Consider the following 18934-nt stretch of genomic DNA (forward strand, 5'->3'; position numbering starts at 1 on the left):
CAAGTGACAGGCCCACGCGCGATCCACTCCTGCGGGAGGCAATGATCAAGGCTGCCATGCCTGTGGTGCCGGCGCGGCCCTTCGTGCATCTGCGCGTCCATTCGGCCTATTCGCTGCTCGAGGGCGCGCTGCCGCTGGCCAAGATCATCGCTCACGCGGTGAAGGATTGCGCACCGGCCATCGCGGTCACCGACACCAACAACCTGTTCGGTGCGCTCGAATTCGCCCAGAAGGCCACCAAGGACGGCATCCAGCCGATCATCGGCTGCCAGCTCGATGTCGCCTTCGGCGACGACGACGGCGAGTCCAACCGCAGCTACCAGAAGCGGCAGGAGGTGGAACGCTTCCCGCTGGTGCTGATCGCGGCCAATGAGACCGGCTACGGTAATCTCGTCCGGCTGGTCAGCCGGGCCTATCTGGAGAACACGCCGGGTGAGGACATCCATGTGACGCTGGCGTGGCTGTCCGAACTGCAGGACGGCCTGATCTGCCTGACCGGCGGCCCGCGCGGGCCGATCGGTTCGGCCATCAAGGCCGGTCATTTGGAACTCGCCGAAACGCGCCTGCTGACGCTCAAGCAGATGTTCGGCGACCGCCTCTATGTCGAGATCGAGCGCGTCGCCGGCTACGACAGGTTGATCGAGGCCAAGACCGTCGACCTAGCCTACCAGCACGAACTGCCGCTCGTCGCGACCAATGAGGGGTTCTTTCCGGCGCGCGACGATTACGAGGCGCATGACGCGCTGATCGCCATTGCCGAGAGTTCGGTGGTGGCGGCAGACGACCGCCGGCGCCTGTCGCCCGACAATTTCCTCAAGGGCCAGGCCGAGATGGCAAAGCTCTTCGCCGACCTGCCGGAGGCGATCGACAACACGGTCGAGATCGCCCGGCGCTGCAGCTATTACCCGAAGAACCGCAACCCGATCCTGCCGCGCTTCGCCGGCGGCGATGTCGACAACGAGGACGACGCCGTTCGCGCCGAGGCGCAGGAACTCGCGCGTCAGGCCCATGCCGGTCTGGAATACCGCCTCTCGACCTTCGGCACCGCCCCGGGCTTCACCCCCGAGCAGTATCGCGAGCGCCTCGATTTCGAACTCGGCATCATCGAGCGGATGAAGTATCCGGGCTACTTCCTGATCGTTGCCGACTTCATCAAATGGGCGAAGTCGAAGGGCATTCCCGTCGGCCCGGGCCGCGGTTCGGGCGCCGGCTCGCTCGTCGCATATGCGACCACCATCACCGACATCGACCCGCTGCGCTTCTCGCTGCTGTTCGAGCGCTTCCTCAACCCCGACCGCGTCTCGATGCCCGACTTCGACATCGACTTCTGCCAGGACCGCCGCGAGGAGGTGATCCGCTACGTGCAGGAGAAATACGGCCGCGACCAGGTCGGCCAGATCATCACCTTCGGAACCTTGCAGGCGCGCGCCGTGCTGCGCGACGTCGGCCGCGTGCTGCAAATGCCCTATGGCCAGGTCGACCGGCTCTGCAAGATGGTGCCGGCGAACCCTGCCAATCCGGTCACGCTCGGCCAGGCCATCGAGACGGAGCCGCGCTTTGCCGAGGAGGCCGAGCGCGAGCCGATCGTCCAGACGCTGCTCGACATGGCGCAGAAGCTCGAGGGCCTCTACCGCCACGCTTCGACGCACGCCGCCGGCATCGTCATCGGCGACCGGCCGCTGTCCGAACTCGTGCCGATGTACCGCGATCCGCGCTCCGACATGCCGGTCACCCAGTTCAATATGAAATATGTCGAGCAGGCCGGGCTGGTGAAGTTCGACTTCCTCGGCCTGAAGACGCTGACCGTGCTGGAGCGCGCGGTGCGCCTGATCGGCCGGCGCGGCGTCGACATCGATCTCGCCAAGATTCCGCTCGACGATGCCGATACCTACGGCATGCTGTCGCGCGGCGAGGTGGTCGGCATATTCCAGGTGGAAAGTGCCGGCATGCGCAAGGCGCTGGTCGGCATGCGGCCCGACTGCATCGAGGACATCATCGCGCTGGTCGCGCTCTATCGGCCGGGCCCGATGGAAAACATCCCGACCTACAATGCGCGAAAGCACGGCGAGGAGGAGATCGCCTCCATCCACCCGAAGATCGATCACCTGCTGGCCGAGACGCAGGGCGTCATCGTCTACCAGGAACAGGTGATGCAGATCGCGCAGGAGCTTGCCGGCTATACGCTCGGCCAGGCCGACCTGCTGCGCCGCGCCATGGGCAAGAAGATCCGCGCCGAGATGGAGCAGCAGCGCGGCATTTTCGTCGCCGGCGCCGTCGAGCGCGGCGTGTCGAAGCCGCAGGCCGACTTCATCTTCGACCTTTTGGCCAAGTTCGCCGACTACGGCTTCAACAAGTCCCACGCCGCCGCCTATGCCGTGGTCTCCTACCAGACCGCCTACCTGAAGGCGCATTATCCGGTCGAGTTCCTCGCCGCGTCGATGACGCTCGACATGGGCAATACCGACAAGCTCGCCGATTTCCGCCAGGACGCGATGCGGCTTGGCATCGAGGTGGTGGCGCCATCGGTGCAAAGCAGCTTCCGCGATTTCGAGGTCGGCGAAGGCCGCATATTCTACTCGCTGGCAGCCCTCAAGGGTGTCGGCGACGCTGCCGTCGAGCACATCGTCGAGAAGCGCAAGGACGGCACCTTCAAGAGCCTCGCCGACTTCTGCGAGCGCATCGACCCGCGCATTGTCGGCAAGCGCGTCTTCGAAAGCCTGATCATGGCCGGCGCGCTCGACTGTTTCGGCCACGACCGCGCCTCGATGATGGCGGGCGTCGAGCGCATGATGGGGCTGGCAGCCCTTGCCCAGCAGAACGCGAGTTCCGGCCAGACCGACATTTTCGGCGCCTCGCTCGGCAGCCAGTCGGAGGCGCTCAACCTGCCGGCGGTCGAGGCGTGGCTGCCGGCCGAAAAGCTGCACCGCGAGTTCCAGGTCGTCGGCTTCTACCTCTCGGCGCATCCGCTCGACGAGTACAAGTCGGCGCTCAGGAAGATGCGCGTGCAGAGCTGGACGGAGTTTTCGGCGGCGGTGAAGCGCGGCGCGACGGCAGGCCGGCTGGCCGGCACGGTGACGTCCAAGCAGGAGCGCAAGACGCGCACCGGCAACAAGATGGGCGTGGTGATGTTCTCCGACGAGACCGGCCAGTTCGAAGCCGTGCTGTTCTCCGAAGGCCTCGCGCAGTACCGCGACCTTCTCGAGCCGGGCAAGTCGCTGGTCATCACCGTGCAGGCGGAAGACCGGCCGGAAGGCATCAACATGCGCATTCAGACCGTGCAGTCGCTGGAAGAGGTGGCCTGCCAGGTGCAGAAGGCGCTGCGCATTTATGTCCGTGACTCCGCCCCGGTCGGCACGCTTGCCGGACAGTTGACGGTAAAGGGCGAGGGGCAGGTCAGCTTCGTCGTCATCAAGGGCGATGCGCAGGGCGAAGTGGAGATCGGGCTGCCCGACCGCTACCGCATCTCGCCCCAGATCGCCTCGGCCATGCGCGCGGTGCCGGGCGTCGTCGAGGTCGAGCTGGTCTGACGCCTGCCGGTCATCGGGTTCGCGTCACGACGTCGCGACCTCGGCCGGCTTCGGCGCCCGCCGCCTGAGGTTGAGCAGGTTGCCGGCCAGGATCAGCGCCGCTCCGACCGCCGTGAATGTGTCGATCCGCTCGCTGTAGAGCAGCCAGCCGATGAGCGCCGACAGCGGCACCCGCAGGAAATCCAGCGGCATAATGGCCGTTGCGTCGGCATAGCTCAGCGCCCGCGCCATGCAGAAGTGCGACGACATGCCGGTGAACGAGATCAGCACGATCCACGGCCAGAGGTCGAGGGTCGGGGTTTGCCAGGTCTGGATGGCGGGGACGAGCCCGATGACTGACTGAATGATGAGCATCCAGAAGATGATGCGCACGACGCTGTCGGTGCGCGTCAGCGATTTCACCATCACGACCGATATGCCGAAGGCGATGGCGCCGGCGAGCATGATGAGATGTCCGGGGTCGATATGCTCCGTACCCGGCCGCACGATCACCGCGACACCGACGATGCCGAGCGCGATGGCTGCGATCTTCGGCCAGCTCAGTCGCTCGCCGAGAAAGATGACTGCCAGGATCGCCGTCCAGATCGGCGTCGTGAACTCGATCGAGATCAACTGGGCGAGCGGGATCAGGGTGAGGGCATAGAGCCAGGCGAACTGGCCGGCATAGTGGACGACGTTGCGGCCGACATGCTGCAGCGGCCGCTGGCTGCGCATGGCGCGCAAACCGCCCTCCATGTGTACCAGCGGCAACAGAATGAAGAAGCCGATGATCGAGCGCATCTCCATGACCTGGAAGACGTCGAGCGTGGCGGTCGTGGCCCGGCCCGCCACTGCCATGACCAGGAAGGAGGTGATCGAGCCGAGCATCCAGAGCACGGCCTTGATGTTCGCTTGTAGGGGAGCCATCGCCTTCACTCGCAATCACAGGCTGCAAAGGCAACGCCTAGTGCGGCCAATCCGATGGGCCAGATTGCGCGCTGGCAGGGAATGAATGAGCGGCTCCTCGTCGGCTTCGCGGGTGTGGCGGAATGTCGCGGCGGGGCAACTCGCAGCCTATCGGCAGCGTACCTCCTGCAATGCAGGCGCAGCCGCGCCGTTCCTCAACAGGTGGAAAGACACAGACATGATTATCCGTTCGATGAAGCCGGTTCTGCTGGCAGGCGCCCTCGCACTCTCGGTCTCCGGCGTACATGCCGGCGAGGGCGAGTTCCTCAAATCCCTCGAAGGCCAGTGGAGCGGCGCCGGCACGGTCAAGGTGCGCACGAATGCCAATCCCATCAAGGTCAATTGCAAGTTCAGCTCCGACACGACGGACACGTCCCTGTCGCTCGACGGCAATTGCAGCGGTCTGGTCATCTTCTCGCGGGCCATCAAGGCTGACCTCAAGTCCAAGGGCGCGCGTTACGCGGGCTCCTATGTCGGCGCCGGCACCGGCAAGGCCGGCCTTGCGGGCAGCCGCAAGGGCAATGCCATCAACCTTGGCATCCGCTGGGCCAAGGAGGTCAATGGCGACCGCGAGGCCGTCATGACGGTCAAGAAGGTCGGTGAGAACGGCATGCGGCTGACCACCGTCGATGTCGACCCGAAGTCCGGCAAGTCCGTGGTCACCAGCGAGATAAACCTGCGCCGAATCTAGGCATCTGCCTGGCCCGCCTCTCTTTGGCAGGTCAGGCGTCGACATCGTCGGGCGGATGCGCGTTGCGTCCCTTGCCGAAAGTGTAGCCCGTCTCAACGGCGTTCTTGCCGAACTTTTCACGCAGCCTGTCGATGGCGCCTTCGGCAAGCGCCCGCTTGCGCGACGGAAGGTCGACGAGGTCGGGCGGATCGGCCTTGTCCGGGTCCGTCAGGTCGCTGACGCCGATGCCGATCAGCCGGTACCTGGTGCCGTCCGTCTCCTTCTCGAGCAGGTGCAGGCCGGTCTGGAAGATTCGGTCGGCAAGCCTTGTCGGGTCGCTGAGGCGGCGGTTGCGCGTGCGGATGCGAAAGTCCTGCGTCTTCAGCTTCAGCACTACGGTCCGGCCGGCGATCTCTGCCTTCTTCAGCCGGGCCGAAACTTTCTCCGAGAGCGCGCGCAGCACCGGCACAAGATCGGTCGGCGAAGCGAGGTCAACGTCGAATGTCGTTTCGGCCGACACGCTCTTGGCATCGTGGTCGGGCTGCACGCGCCTTTCATCCTGGCCGCGCGACAGGTGGAAGAGCCGGTCGCCCATGCTGCCGTAGCGACGCATCAGCTCCGCGCGCTCCATGCGCTGCAACTGCGCGATTGTACGAATGCCGTCGCGCTCGAGAGTCGCGGCAAAGGCCTTTCCGACACCCCAGATCATCGTCACCGGCTGTTCGGCTAGAAACGCCGGTGCCTCCGCCTCGCCGATCACCGACAGGCCGCGTGGCTTGCGGAAGTCCGACGCCACCTTGGCGAGGAACTTGCAGTATGACAGGCCGCCGGAGACGGTGATGCCGATGTTCTTCTCCACATCGAGCGCGAATTTCGCGAGCACCATGGCCGGCGGCATGGCGTGCAGCCGTTCGGTGCCGGAGAGGTCGAGAAACGCCTCATCGATGGAGATCGGTTCGACGAGTGGCGTCAGCGCCTGCATCATGGCGCGCACCTCGCGCCCGACGCGGGCGTATTTCTCCATGTCCGGCTTGACGACCACGGCCTCGGGGCAGGCTTCGAGCGCCTTGAACATCGGCATGGCCGAGCGCACGCCCTTGATGCGTGCGATGTAGCAGGCGGTTGAAACCACGCCGCGCTTGCCGCCGCCGATGATCACCGGCCGGTCCTTCAGCGCCGGATTGTCGCGCTTCTCGACAGCCGCATAGAAAGCATCGCAGTCGATATGCGCGAGATGCAGGCCGTAGAGTTCGGCGTGACGGGCCAGTCGCGGGCTGCCGCACCGTTCGCATCGGGTCACGAGCCGCGTCTGCATGGCCAGGCAGTCGCGGCAGAAACCGTGCTCGGGATTGTTGACAGGCGCGCCCATCACTGCGAACATAAAGAGAACATAGCAAATCTTAGTCCAGCACGCTTCCGCCGACAAGGCGGCGTGGCGGGAGGCTGTCCATGCATGTTGCTATCTCTCCGCTGACGCCGGACCTGTGGCCGGACTTCGAGGATCTCTTCGGCAAGCAGGGCGCCTGCTATGGCTGCTGGTGCACGCATTTCAGGCTGCCGCCTGCGGCCCGCCGCGACAATGACCGCGAACGCAACAAGGAGCACATCAGGGCGCGCATCGCCGCTGGCCCGCCGCCCGGCCTGCTGGCGTTTGCAGACGACGAGGCGGTCGGCTGGATGCAGATCGGCCCCCGCCACGACGTGCCGGAGTTCAACAATGCGGGCAGGGGGTCGGCGCCGCTCGACCCCGCCGACGCGAGCGATCCGGGTGTGTGGGCGATTTCCTGCTTTTTCCTGCGTTCCAGGGTGCGCGGCACGGGACTGACGCACCGGCTGGTCGAAGAGGGCATTGCCTTCGCCAGGCAGGGGGGCGCCCGTTTTGTCGAGGCCTGCCCGATGACGCAGTCCAGGAGCACCCGCTCGATCGGGCTCTTCGTCGGCTCGACGCGGGTATTCGAGAAGGCAGGGTTCTTGCCGATGGTCGAGCGAAAGGCCGGGCGTCCGCTGATGCGCTACGTGCTTTGAGAAACGCCGAGCTCCTTGGCGATCCGGGCGCCTGCTTCGGACCAGTCGCGCAGCACGACCGCACCTGAAGGCAGCGGCGGCAGCAATGCGCGAAATCCCTGGTGGCTCATCAGGTGGAACAGCGCGGCGTCGGGCACCGATCGGGCGACCGATTCGAGGTTTCCGGGGATGTCGTCGATGAAGCCGACCGGCCGTGCGCGCCCGCCGCGGATCATGCTGACGGCCGGACCCTTTGCGGCTTCGGTCGAGACAAGCGGGTAGGGCAGAGACAGCCGGTCCAGCAATGCGCGGCGGACAGGCCTGTGGCGGTGCGGCATGGCGCTCAGCAGAACGATTTCGAGGCGTGGCGCCAGCGAGCCCAACGTGTCCACCGCACCCGCCGCCGCCGTCTGCCAGGTCTCCTGTGCATCGAAGAACGCGGTCATCAGAGCCGCGACGGCTTCGGCATCGATTGCCTTGCCGTCCTCCAGGGCGACGACATTGCCGTGGATGCGAAAGCTGTCGGTGAGAAGATCGAAGCCCTGACTGTTCAGGAAGCGACTGAAAGGGTCGACGAAATCGAGCACCACCTCGTCGACATCGACGACCAGAAGCGGCCGCGAATCGCGTGACAGTTCGGCAATCTGCCTCGCTGTCTCCGGGTCGTCGCTCATGCCGACGTCTGGTAGCCGTCGTCACCGAGCGGCAGCCGGCGGATTGCGCCCGCCACACGCGCCGGTTCGATGCCGGTGTCCTCACAGAAACGCATCAGGGTCGGCTCGTGTGCGAGTATGAAATTCAACACTCCGGCCAGGAAGCCGGGCTCGCTTGCAGCCTGTCGGATCGACTGCGCCTCGATCCCTGTAATCGCCAGGAACCGCGGCAGGAGTTCCGGGTCGGCGGCAACGAAGCCGAGGCCCGCGATGGCGACCGATTCGGCGTCGGCGGCCTTCTGCCTGTCGTCTGCCATGGCTGCTTCCCTGTCTTTAGAACTTGTCACCTGCCGGACTATCTCTATCCTTCCTGCCGGGCAAGGCAGCCGGCATGTGCTGTCCTGTGACATCGACAGCGCGGATGTCGCCGGCAAGTCGGCCCGGGTTTGCGTTTCGTCAATCATCTTGCCGTACTCTCGAGGACGGGTTTGGTGCCGCTTCGGTGGCACGTGCGGCTATGCCTGCCGAACGGATCGGCGGCTGGAGCGGGAAATCGATGCCGAAAAAGGTAATGATCGTCGAGGACAACGAGCTGAACATGAAGCTCTTCCGCGACCTGATCGAGGCAAGCGGCTACGAGACTGTGCGCACCCGCAACGGGCTGGAAGCGCTCGATCTCGCCCGGCTGCATCGCCCCGACCTCATCCTCATGGATATCCAGCTGCCGGAGGTTTCCGGACTGGAAGTGACGAAGTGGCTCAAGGAAGACGACGATCTTCACTCGATCCCGGTGATCGCGGTGACGGCCTTCGCCATGAAGGGCGACGAGGAACGCATCCGCCAGGGCGGTTGCGAGGCCTACATCTCGAAGCCGATCTCGGTGCCGCGCTTCATCGAGACGATCAAATCATACCTGGGCGATGCATGATGCGCGCCGCTGCCATGGCTTTCGGAGCAAACCTGACATGACCGCGCGCATTCTTGTCGTCGACGACATCCCCGCCAACGTCAAGCTGCTCGAAGTGCGGTTGCTTGCCGAGTATTTCGACGTCGTCACCGCCACCAACGGCGCCGATGCGCTGGAAATCTGCGAGAACGGTAAGGTCGACGTCGTCCTGCTCGATGTGATGATGCCGGAACTCGACGGCTTCGAGGTATGCCGTCGCATTAAGGCGGACCCGCTGACCTCGCATATTCCGGTGGTGATGATCACCGCGCTCGACCAGGTGTCGGACCGTATCCGCGGCCTTGAGGCCGGCGCCGACGATTTCCTCACCAAGCCGGTAAACGACCTGCAGCTGATGACGCGCGTGCGCAGCCTCGTGCGGCTGAAGATGCTGACCGACGAGCTGCGCCTGCGCGCCTCGACGACGCGCAATATCGGCATCGAGGAACTGCTGTCGAGAACGGCTCCGGAAAGCGATTCCATTGCCAAGGTCCTCCTGATCGACGAGCAGCAGGCCTCCGGCGCGCGCGTCAAGAAACTGCTGCGCGGAACGGCCGACCTCGATGTCGTCAAGGACCCGCAGGAAGGCTTCTTCCAGGCTGCCGAGGAGCCCTATGAATGCGTCATCGTGTCGACCAATTTCGTCGATTTCGACCCGCTCAGGCTGTGCTCGCAGATCAGGTCGCTCGACCGCACGCGTTTTCTGCCGATCATGCTCATCGCCAACGAGGGTGAGGACGACCGCATCATCCGCGGGCTGGAACTCGGCATCAACGACTACCTGACCCGCCCGATCGACCAGCAGGAACTGACGGCGCGGCTGCGCACGCAGGTCCGGCGCAAGCGCTACAACGACCACCTTCGGGCGAGTGTTACCCAGACCATCGAAATGGCCGTCACGGATGCGCTCACGGGGCTGCACAACCGACGCTACCTCGACAGCCACCTGCAGACGCTTTTCGATCGCGCCATGGCGCGGCGCCGCCCGCTGTCGCTGATGATCACGGACCTCGACCGCTTCAAGGCGGTCAACGACACGTTCGGCCATGACGTGGGTGACGAGGTGCTGCGCGAATTCGCCCGCCGCCTGCGCAAGAACGTCAGGGGCATCGACCTTGCCTGCAGGTTCGGCGGCGAGGAATTCGTCGTCGTCATGCCCGATACGGATGCGGAAATTGCCGAAAAAGTGGCCGAAAGGGTGCGTGCCGAGATCGCCGACATGCCCTTCGTGGTCGGCGGAAAGAAGATTCCGATCACCGTCAGCGTCGGGGTTTCGTCGCTGAAGCGGGGGACGGATTCTGTCGCCGACCTGATGAAGCGGGCCGATCTTGCGCTCTACGAGGCCAAGACCGGCGGCCGCAACCGGGTGGTCGCCAAGGCCGCCTGAAGACGTCAGTCGCAACAATTCTGGAATTTACCTTAACCCAAGTGATTCGCGAGGGTTGGTTAAGAAACTATTGATCTTCAAGAGGTCTTGAGCAAATGTGAAGTCGAGGCGGCGGCAAGAGGACAAGCCGTTGCCTGCCGACAAATACCCCATGATGCTCAGGTCCGCCGCATCTCCTGGGTCCGTGGGGTGGCCGGTCGGCACTGGCACATAGTGGCCTCCTCGTACCGCTGCCAGACCGTCGACCGGCCCCTTTTTTTCCAGGTGTCAGAAATCAACCGCTAAGCGCTGAATCGGCACGATATTTTGCCTGTCGGGTCAGAAGTCGTGCGGGGATGGATTCGGCCTGATGCGCGAATTGTTCCCGAGAAAACGTGTTCGACATCAGCGACTTGCGCACGATTCGGCAAAACGGACCGGAAAATCCATACACAAGCGAAGGGGCGGCGCGAAAACGCCCGGCGGCCGGATGCCGGACAAACGAAAAACGCCGCCCGGAGGCGGCGTTGGTCACGCAAACGGAAACCCGATCCTACTTGATCTTGGTTTCCTTGAATTCGACGTGCTTCTTGACGACCGGGTCGTACTTGCGGAACGACATCTTCTCCGTCTTCGTGCGGCTGTTCTTGCTCGTCACGTAGAAGAAGCCGGTATCGGCCGTCGACAGAAGCTTGATCTTGAGTTTTGCAGCCTTGGCCATCTTTTTCGTCCGTTGAATTGTCTGGAGTTCACACCGCCTGAACGCGGGAAGACCCCGGACGCGGAAAACTTGGCGCGACACATAAAGAAGACAGCCTGAAAGTCAAGCTCTGTCGGAAACCGTCGGCAGGGCGCGCCGCGGGAAGCTGCTCGGATAGCGGTCCTCGGCGGGTTCGTTGCAGCAAATCCTGGCACCGACAAGCGCTTGACGCACGGGCCCAAACCCGCTGTCGATGTCCCCTGACATATGAATCCAGCCAGAATCGACGGGGACAACGCGTGACCGCCAGGCTTTTCGCAGACGACCCACGGGAAAATGCCAGGCTCTGCCTGACGATCGCGCCCGCTCACTGTTCGTCGTGCGGCGATCTTCATCTCGCCTCCATCATGCGGCGCGCAAGCCTGCTGCCCGAAGAGCGCATCTTCGACGATGCGGAATTCGGGGCTGCGATGGCCGAGGTGCTCGGCCGGCTGGGAAAGGAGAAGGGCGTAATCCGCGTGCTGATCGCCGGCTCGACCGATACGGGGCTCTACACGAGCCTGCTCAACGCGGCAGCGGCCGCGGGCGGCGAAACCTTTGCGCGCAGCCTTTCGGTGACCCTTGTCGACCAGTGCGGGACGCCCCTCGAGATCTGCAGGCGCTACGCAAGGGCGAACGGGCTGCAGCTTGAGACCGTGCTGTCGGATCTCGCCGGCCACGAGCCCGAAAAGCCATTCGACATGATCGTCATGCACGGCGTCCTGACATTTTTTCCCGAGGTCGAACGGATTGCCTACATGCGCCGTGTCGCCGCCTGGCTGGCGCCCCAAGGCGCGTTGATCTCTTCCGTCCAGTTCGGCGAAAAGGTTGGCGCGGATGAACCGTCCAAGCGCATTGCCCAGGCGCTGGAAAACCTGCAGGTGTTGCTGGACGAGGCCGGCGGCTACCCGCAGGAGTTTGCGCGTGACATGCGCCAACGTGTCGAACGCGGCCTGCGCGACCGCCACGGTCACCGCAATCCATTCCCCGACCGGGAAGCCGTCCGCTCGTTCTACGGTTCTACCGGTCTTGAAGTGCAATCGCTGGACATCGTCGGCGAGCGGAACGATGGCGGGCCGAAGCGTCGTTACAGCGGGCGCAGCATCGCCGTCTGCCGTCCCGGGGGCAGGGAGGATGAATCGCGGTCGGTCAGAAAAGCAGCGACAGCAACCAACCCTTGACGATGGGCTCACCCCTGATGTCCACGGCGATGGACAGCAGCCATATCTGCAGAAGACCCAGCCCCAGCATAGAGAGCGCCACCTGCAGGTATCCGGCGCGCGCCCGAACCATCAGTACACCGGCATAGGCGGCCGAGGCGACCGGCAAGCCGAGAAGAGGGACCATCAGGAGATATGCCCCCGTCTCCCACAGGCCATCTAATTTCTGCAGCCTGTCCGGGCTCTTCGGTTGGCCCCGCCTGAGACCGATCGTCAGCACGAGCCCGGCAAGGACCAGCCCCCCGAGACTGACCAGCTGTGGTACCGGCGACGCATTGATCGGGAAGCCGAGGGCGAAGCCGAGCGCCACCGCAAAAACGAGGAGCAGGGGCAGTGACACCAGTGCGTCCGTCCTGTCGAGCGGCTCCGTTCGGGCGTCGGATCTCGATCGCCGCGCGCGAAACGCGATGACCATGAACACCGCGATCATGGCGATCGTGGCCGGGCGCGCAAACATCGTCCAGCCCCAGATCTGCGAAGTCTGGATGTAGGAGATCTCGGCCAGCGGTCCCATGACGAAGCCGAGGATGAACGGTACGCGCGGCCAACCCGCCCATCTGAGGGCGCATCCGACCAGGCCTGCCGCCGCGAAGGTCATCAGCGCGACCCAGTTCAGGCTCTGGTAGAGAGCGGCAAGCAGCGACAGCGCAATGGCAAAGGGCACCATGTGCTCGCGCCGCAGTGCCGCCAGACGGACGATGCCCGGCACGACCGCCAGAAACATCGGCACCGCGATCAAATTGGCCAGACACACCGTCGCGGCCAGCGCAATGGGCACCTGAAGATCGCGCGACAGCAGGCTCGGCCCGATCGGCTGGCCGATCACGACCAGGGCGCTGAGCATTATCGCCATGCTGGAGCTGCCGGGAATGCCGAAGAAGAGCGTCGGCACCATGGCGCCGCCTTCCTTCGAGTTGTTGGCGGCTTCCGGCGCAATGACGCCTGCTATGGCCCCCTGTCCGAACGGGATTTCCGATTTCACGGTGCGGGCTGCGAAGGCGTAGGACATCCAGACACTAACGCTGGAGCCAACGCCCGGCATGATGCCGACGACGATGCCGTAGAAGGATGATCGCAGCACAAGGCCGAGATGGCTGAAGGTGGTGCGCATGCCGTGCAGGACATCGTCGAGGCTGGTCGAGACGGCTCGCTGGTGCCCGGCGTCATCGAAGGACCAGCGCGCCAGCATCTCCGGCACAACCAGTATTCCACCGAGCACGGCGGCAAGGTTCAGTCCCGACATCAGTTCCGGCCGTCCGAAAGTGAAGCGGCTTGACGACGTCATGACGTCGAGGCCAACGCTGGCGGCCAGGAGACCGAGCAGCCCCACAAGAAGGCCCGCCAGGATGCTCTTGCCCGACAGGAAGACCACCATCGTCAGGCCGGCGATCGCAAGAAGCAGGAACTCCGGCGGTCCGAACCAGACGATGAGCAGGCGCGCAATGGGAATGCAGGCAAGGAAGGCGACGGCGCCAAGAACGCCGCCGAGCGCAGAGGCGGAAAGGCTGGCCCCCAATGCTTCGCCGGCGCGTCCCATTTTCGCGAGCGGATAGCCGTCGACGATGGTTGCGGCATCGGCGCCCGACGACGGCAAGGCAAAGGCGATGGCCGGTATCGACGCAGACGTATGCACCACGGCATGCATGGCAAACAGGAACACCGCGCCGCCGAGCGAATCCCAGAAGGTGGCAAGCGGGATGCACAGGATGATGCCGACACGGCCGCCGAGCCCCGGCACAAGGCCGACGATGAAGCCGAGCAGGGTACCGAGCAGCAGCGCGGTGGTCAGGCCGGTCCAGCCAGCCGTCAGAAGCGCGAGGATTTCGATAGCCATCGTCAGGGAGCCCCGCCCGGCGACGGGTTCTGCGCTGCCGCCAACGGCTCAGAAGTCACAGCGATCGCTGCGGCCTTCCGACATCGCCAAGCCACAGGCATAGGCATGTTCGATCTGCTCAAGTCTGGCGCTGTCGGTCGGGAGGATTTCCAGGGTCTGGCGTTCGACGACTTGCCAATCGACGGCGGCGACCGGCACGGCCATGCTGGCTGCCTCCGCCACGAAATCAGGGTCGACCAGAACCGCGTGAAACACCTCGCGCAACGCCGCGACGTCTTCGGCGTTCACGCCCGGTGGCGCGAAGAAGGCGCGGCCCATGCCTCTTGCCGACTTGATGTAGTCGACCACGGCCTGCGGTGCGCCCGGCACGAGAAAGGACTCGAGCGTCCTCGACCGATCGACCTGGGGCGGGAACTGTTCGCCGACGATGGTGTAGAGCGCCTGCACGTCGCCCGATTCGAAGAGCGGCTGCAATTCCTGGTCCGCCGCCGCGGTATAGAAGTCGGCATCGCCGGCCAGGATGGACTTGAGGCGGGCCGAATTGCCGAATCCGACGACGACCTTTGCCCCGATGCCGGTGACTGCATTGAGCAGCACGCCGACAGTCGCGTGCGTTGCCAGAATGTCGCTTACCGGCATGATCAGGCTGTTGCCCGTCGCGCGCAGTGCCTGCGGTTCGACCGGCAGGCCGCGCCGCGCCACCATGACGAAGCTTTCTTCCTCGACCCCGGCGATCCATTTCGCCTGATGCAGATCGTAATCGACGCTTTCCAGCTTGCGTGCCTGGGCAAAAGCAACATCGGGCGGCCGTACGAAGCCGACGGCCAGGGAACCCTCAGGCAGGCTGAACAGGTCGCTGGTCCCCTTGGCTCCACGCGCCGTGTCGTCGAAGCGCGCCCGGATGACCGTCTTCGGCAAATGACGACGCAAGGCGCCGGAGAACAGGTTCCAGAAGCGCGCGCCGTCGCCCGTGTTGGAGAAGCCGACAAGCACGTCGAGCGTGCGGCCCTCAAGCCGGGATTGAGCCTCCGTCGCCCATCCGGGCGCCGGCAGCAGGAAGGCCAGGACGAGAACGGCAAGTGCCCGTCCGATGGAAAATCCGTTCATGTGCATTGATGTCGCCCACTTTTTCGGTGCCGTCCGCTCGACCGATGTCATTCGATCGCGACGACACGCAGCGCCAGGGCACGTGCGGAATTGTGCAAGCCACGACACCGGCTGTCAAAAGAATCCGGCGGGAATGCCGGTCTTTCCAAAGGATTTGCGTCAGCCGCGGCGTTCCACCAGCCGCGACAGGGCGACCAGGATGTAGAGGCCGAAGAACAGTGCCAACGCCCAGCTGAAGCCGTTGGTGCCGAACAGGTCCATCGCGATGCCGATGGCCTGCGGCCCGAGCACCATGCCCAGGCCGTAGCAGAGCACGAAGGCGGCATTGGCGGAGGCGAGTTCGTGACCCGAAAGGCGCGAGCCGAGATGCGCCAGGCCGATCGTATAGAGGGCCGCGACCACGCCGCCCCAGATGAAGAGCAACCCCGCCATCAGGTGCCAGTCGAAGGCCAGCCAAGGCATCAGTACCGTGCCGACGAGGCCGACGATGGCGCAGGCGAGCAGGAGATGGCGGCGGTCGCTGATGCGGTCGCTGAGCATGCCGAGCGGGATCTGCAGCAGCACATTGCCGAGGCCGATCATGCTGAGCAGCAGCGCTGCATCCGCTTCCGAATAGTGGATGCGCGCGCCATAGACGGGAAAGAGGGCGAAGCCGCCGGTCTCCACGGCGCCGAAGACCAGGACGGCGGCGGTCGCGGTCGGCACCAGCCAGATATAGCGGAGAAAGCTCACCGAGCCTTCGCGGCGCGGCGTGATGGTCGGACTTTCCCGCCACGCGGCCAGCACCGGTATGGCGGCGACGATCACCAGGGCGAATGTGACGCCGAAGGGCAGGAAGCCCTGGCTGCCGATCTGGGCGAAGAGCCAGGGACCGCCGGCAAAGCCGAGTGACAGGACGGTGGCATAGATGCCGAGCACGAAACCGCGCTTGCTGGGCGGCGCCGACGTGCTGATCCAGAATTCCGACAGGATGAACAGCACGGTGAGCGCGACATGCAGGATGGCACGCAGCGGGAACCACATCCAGAAGGCCGGGGCGAAATAGAAGCCGATGATGGACAGCGCGCCGATGACAATCATCGCCAGCATCGTCCAGACGACGCCGAAGCGCGTGGCGAGCGGCGTCGAAAGCGGCGCAGCCGCGATCGTCGCGAAGCCGGCGATCGCCGTATTGAGGCCGATCATCGAGGCGGAGTAGCCACGCGTCTCCAGGATGATGCTGAGCAGCGGCGTGCCGAGCCCGATGGCGATGCCAACCACGCTGATTGACGAAACCGCGGCCGTGATGGGCAGCCAGCGCAGCGTTTCGGTGGTGGACGCAGAATCACTTTGCATGGTTCTTCACGACTGGCAGTCAGTCCGATCCCGCCTGGCGGGAATTGAACGATGCGACGCGGTCGCCCAAATCGGCCCTGCTGTCAATTGTGCAGCGTCAATAATGATGCGACCAGACAAGAGCGCGACATAGCGTATTGCCTTGTCGGCCCGAGATTGGCAGGTTCGGCTTGGTCCGGGCGCGACGTCATGCCACCGTTCGGGTGCGTGCAATTGAAGATGCGGCATGGCCGTGCAGAAGGGAAGAAGCATGTTGAGAGCATTTCTGAGGACCATGGCGGTGACGGTCGCCCTCGTCGCGATACCGGCGGTCGGCCAGGCCTGCGAGGGTGGCAGGGTGCTGATGGACGACAGCTTCACCAAGCTCAATCCGGCCTGGGGCGTCTCGCTGGACGCCAAGTCCGAGAAGATCGACTCCAACGGGCTTTCGGTTTCCTACGCGCCGGGCGGCGTCAAGCGCGCGCTCAGCCAGTGGGGCTTTTTCGACAACGCGGTGGCCTGCGCCTCCTATACGGTCGATTACCAGTGCACCGACGCGGAGAAATGCGAGACCCAGCCCTATGTGGGCCTCGTCGTCTGGGGCAGGGATCTCGCGAACTACTACACGTTCGAGGTCGCGCCGCTGGTCGGCATCTATTCCGTGCAGCGGCTTCAGGACAATCGCTGGCTTACCCCGGTTGCCTGGTCGAAGCTGCCCGGCGGCAAGAAGATCGCCAGCGGCCAGAAATTCGAGCTCTCGGCGGTGGTGAAGGGCAACACGGTAACCTTCAAGCTCGACGACCAGACCGTCGCCGAGTTCGAGGCCCTCGCGCCCGAAGGCGGTTCGCTCGTCGGCTTCGAGTTGGCGGCCGCCCAGGACGGCAGCGCCAAGAGCGAGATCAGCCTGTCGCGCTTCGAGGTGCGGGAGGTCGGCGCCGGCGGCTAGGGTTCAGAGCAGCTCGCGGATGAAGCGCTTGCCGATCATGCGGTAGAAGGGCGTTGGCAGGCCGGGCGGCAGCGTCGGGTCGGCGGCAAGCTGCATTTCCAGTTCGCCCAGGATGGTTTTCGTGATCGCCGGCACGTCGGCCTCCTTGGCCTCGGCGACCGGCAACCAGACGAGCTCTTCGAGTTCGTTGGTCGGTCCGCCCTGCGGCAGTTCGACGGCGACGTCGTCGCGCCAGGCGCTGAGGAAGCGAGTGTCGAAGCGGCGCACGCGGCCGGGCGGCGTGATCGCGCGGGCGATCATCCGCAACCCTGCGAGCGAGGGCCTGACGCCGTGCTGGCAAAAGCCCTGCCAGTCGCTCTTGCGCGTTTCGAAGCCGCCCTTTTCTCCGATCAGCAGGCCGGCCTCCTCATAGGTCTCGCGCACGGCCGAAAGCGCGATGGCGCGGGCCCGCGCATGGCTCGTGCGCCCGGCGCCGGCCATCAGCTTGGCTTCCTCCTGCGGGTCGAGTGGCGAGGCGACCGGTACGCGGCTGTCGGCAGGGTCGGTGCGGCCGCCCGGGAACACGAATTTCCCCGGCATGAAGGCGTGCGCGGCGTGACGCCGGCCGATCAGCACGTGGACGCCGCTGGCGCGCCGGTCGAGCAGGATCAGCGTCGCCGCGTCGCGCGGCCGCGCCGGGCCCTTGCCGAGCGCGTAGCCTTCGAGCCGGTCGACCTCCGATTTCTTCATGCCATCCATCGGGGCACACTAGGCAGGCGCTGCCGGAAGTAAAAGCGTCAATGCGCTCGCTGCACCGGGGATTGCTGCGCGGGACCGTCTCTGCCCGGGCCCGAGGGGTGGCGCAAAATGCGCCGGAAAGGAATGGCGAGCGGTCGAACGCCGGGGTTGCAGCAGCCGCAGAGGCGCGCGGCATCTCTTGCCATCCATGCCTGAGGGACTACGTGTCGGGCTGACACAAGGATAGGAAGCAACATGGCCAAGACACTCTTCATTACCGGCGCATCGTCGGGCATCGGCGCGGCGACCGCCCACGCAGCCTTTGCAGCCGGCTGGAACATCGGCCTGATGGCGCGCAGCAGCGACAAGCTCGAGGCGCTGGTCGAGGAGATGGGCGACCGGGCGCTGGCGCTGCCGGGCGATGCGACCGATCTCGCCGCCCAGGAGAAGGCGGTGGCCCAGACGGTGGAAAAGTTCGGCGGTCTCGACGCCGCCTTCGCCAATGCCGGCATGGGCGTGAAGGCGCCCGGCACCGAAAAGGGCGACCCGGACGAATGGCGCCGCGTCGTCGACCTCAACATCATGGGCCTGCTCTACACGACGCGGGTCAGCCTGCCGCATCTGCGCAAGACCAAGGGGCACCTGCTGCTGACCGGCTCGGCGGCGGGCAGGCGGCATATTGCCGGATCGATCTACGGCGCGACGAAGTGGTTCGTGCACGGCTATGCGGGAAACATGGCCGAGGAAATGCGCGAATGGGGCGGCCGCTGCACGGTGATCGCGCCGGGCATGGTCGACACGCCCTTCTTCGACGAGGCCAAGCCCGACAAGCTGCAGGCCGAGGATGTCGCCAACGCGGTGATGTTTGCGCTCGAGCAGGAGCCGCGCGCGACGGTGCGCGAAGTCTATCTCATGCCGACGAACTGAGGCCCAGGGCAGGCCGGAG

General features: G+C 65.1%; 18 protein-coding genes. 8 read left to right on the forward strand and 10 right to left on the reverse strand.

Annotation, left to right across the window (positions count from 1 at the left end):
• The first annotated feature begins 41 nt into the window (after nt 1-41).
• Nucleotides 42-3527: a DNA polymerase III subunit alpha gene (gene dnaE, locus ACT2BZ_RS18720; RefSeq protein ID WP_457936775.1), complete on the forward strand. Its 3486-nt coding sequence runs from the start codon at nt 42-44 to the stop codon at nt 3525-3527.
• A 24-nt stretch (nt 3528-3551) separates the two neighbouring features.
• Here the strand turns inward: dnaE and ACT2BZ_RS18725 are convergent, their stop codons facing one another.
• Nucleotides 3552-4433, reverse strand: coding sequence for a DMT family transporter (locus tag ACT2BZ_RS18725; RefSeq protein ID WP_457936776.1), 882 nt, complete (start codon nt 4431-4433; stop codon nt 3552-3554).
• A 217-nt stretch (nt 4434-4650) separates the two neighbouring features.
• On the opposite strand from ACT2BZ_RS18725, the gene ACT2BZ_RS18730 reads away from it, so the two are divergent.
• A complete protein-coding gene (locus tag ACT2BZ_RS18730; RefSeq protein ID WP_457936777.1) occupies nt 4651-5163 on the forward strand; it encodes a hypothetical protein in 513 nt (170 codons plus the stop codon).
• 31 nt (nt 5164-5194) lie between these two features.
• Here the strand turns inward: ACT2BZ_RS18730 and ACT2BZ_RS18735 are convergent, their stop codons facing one another.
• Nucleotides 5195-6523 (reverse strand): DNA polymerase IV, encoded by a 1329-nt coding sequence (locus tag ACT2BZ_RS18735; RefSeq protein WP_457936778.1) that lies wholly within the window; start codon nt 6521-6523, stop codon nt 5195-5197.
• Nucleotides 6524-6591: 68 nt separating this feature from the next.
• On the opposite strand from ACT2BZ_RS18735, the gene ACT2BZ_RS18740 reads away from it, so the two are divergent.
• The gene (locus tag ACT2BZ_RS18740; protein WP_457936779.1) at nt 6592-7167 is read left to right on the forward strand and encodes an N-acetyltransferase family protein; all 576 of its coding nucleotides are present in this window, start codon (nt 6592-6594) and stop codon (nt 7165-7167) included.
• Here the strand turns inward: ACT2BZ_RS18740 and ACT2BZ_RS18745 are convergent.
• Entirely contained in the window at nt 7155-7820 is a 666-nt protein-coding gene (locus ACT2BZ_RS18745) for a hypothetical protein (protein ID WP_457936780.1), read from the reverse strand. The two genes, ACT2BZ_RS18740 and ACT2BZ_RS18745, sit on opposite strands and share 13 nt — an antisense overlap.
• A complete protein-coding gene (locus tag ACT2BZ_RS18750) occupies nt 7817-8116 on the reverse strand; it encodes a DUF3572 domain-containing protein (protein ID WP_457936782.1) in 300 nt (99 codons plus the stop codon). Before ACT2BZ_RS18750 ends, ACT2BZ_RS18745 begins: the two co-directional genes overlap by 4 nt.
• 239 nt (nt 8117-8355) lie before the next feature.
• Here ACT2BZ_RS18750 and ACT2BZ_RS18755 point away from each other — a divergent pair, with 239 nt between their 5' ends.
• Both ACT2BZ_RS18755 and ACT2BZ_RS18760 read left to right on the forward strand, forming a co-directional pair.
• On the forward strand, nt 8356-8727 hold the full coding sequence (locus tag ACT2BZ_RS18755; protein WP_457936783.1) for a response regulator: 372 nt from the start codon (nt 8356-8358) through the stop codon (nt 8725-8727).
• Between the two features lie 37 nt (nt 8728-8764).
• Complete coding sequence (locus ACT2BZ_RS18760) at nt 8765-10132, forward strand: PleD family two-component system response regulator (RefSeq protein ID WP_457936784.1); 1368 nt, start codon at nt 8765-8767, stop codon at nt 10130-10132.
• Nucleotides 10133-10406: 274 nt separating this feature from the next.
• Here the strand turns inward: ACT2BZ_RS18760 and ACT2BZ_RS18765 are convergent, their stop codons facing one another.
• A complete protein-coding gene (locus ACT2BZ_RS18765) occupies nt 10407-10646 on the reverse strand; it encodes a hypothetical protein (RefSeq protein WP_457936785.1) in 240 nt (79 codons plus the stop codon).
• 18 nt (nt 10647-10664) lie between these two features.
• Entirely contained in the window at nt 10665-10832 is a 168-nt protein-coding gene (rpmG, locus tag ACT2BZ_RS18770) for a 50S ribosomal protein L33 (RefSeq protein ID WP_457936787.1), read from the reverse strand.
• 278 nt (nt 10833-11110) lie between these two features.
• On the opposite strand from rpmG, the gene ACT2BZ_RS18775 reads away from it, so the two are divergent.
• The gene (locus ACT2BZ_RS18775; protein WP_457936788.1) at nt 11111-12031 is read left to right on the forward strand and encodes a class I SAM-dependent methyltransferase; all 921 of its coding nucleotides are present in this window, start codon (nt 11111-11113) and stop codon (nt 12029-12031) included.
• Here ACT2BZ_RS18775 and ACT2BZ_RS18780 read toward each other — a convergent pair.
• From ACT2BZ_RS18780 to ACT2BZ_RS18790, 3 genes are all read right to left on the reverse strand, one after another.
• Nucleotides 12000-13904 carry a tripartite tricarboxylate transporter permease gene (locus ACT2BZ_RS18780; protein WP_457936789.1) on the reverse strand — a complete coding sequence of 635 codons (1905 nt, stop codon included), beginning with the start codon at nt 13902-13904 and terminating at the stop codon, nt 12000-12002. The two genes, ACT2BZ_RS18775 and ACT2BZ_RS18780, sit on opposite strands and share 32 nt — an antisense overlap.
• A gap of 48 nt (nt 13905-13952) precedes the next feature.
• Entirely contained in the window at nt 13953-15011 is a 1059-nt protein-coding gene (locus tag ACT2BZ_RS18785; protein ID WP_457936790.1) for a hypothetical protein, read from the reverse strand.
• A gap of 159 nt (nt 15012-15170) precedes the next feature.
• Nucleotides 15171-16346, reverse strand: coding sequence for an MFS transporter (locus ACT2BZ_RS18790; protein ID WP_457936791.1), 1176 nt, complete (start codon nt 16344-16346; stop codon nt 15171-15173).
• Between the two features lie 250 nt (nt 16347-16596).
• On the opposite strand from ACT2BZ_RS18790, the gene ACT2BZ_RS18795 reads away from it, so the two are divergent.
• Nucleotides 16597-17271 carry a hypothetical protein gene (locus tag ACT2BZ_RS18795; RefSeq protein WP_457936792.1) on the forward strand — a complete coding sequence of 225 codons (675 nt, stop codon included), beginning with the start codon at nt 16597-16599 and terminating at the stop codon, nt 17269-17271.
• 3 nt (nt 17272-17274) lie between these two features.
• Here the strand turns inward: ACT2BZ_RS18795 and ACT2BZ_RS18800 are convergent, their stop codons facing one another.
• Nucleotides 17275-18009 (reverse strand): NUDIX hydrolase, encoded by a 735-nt coding sequence (locus ACT2BZ_RS18800; RefSeq protein WP_457936793.1) that lies wholly within the window; start codon nt 18007-18009, stop codon nt 17275-17277.
• 234 nt (nt 18010-18243) lie between these two features.
• Here ACT2BZ_RS18800 and ACT2BZ_RS18805 point away from each other — a divergent pair, with 234 nt between their 5' ends.
• The gene (locus tag ACT2BZ_RS18805) at nt 18244-18915 is read left to right on the forward strand and encodes an SDR family oxidoreductase (RefSeq protein WP_457936794.1); all 672 of its coding nucleotides are present in this window, start codon (nt 18244-18246) and stop codon (nt 18913-18915) included.
• The last annotated feature ends 19 nt before the right edge of the window (nt 18916-18934 follow it).

This window comes from Mesorhizobium sp. 10J20-29, assembly GCF_054130485.1.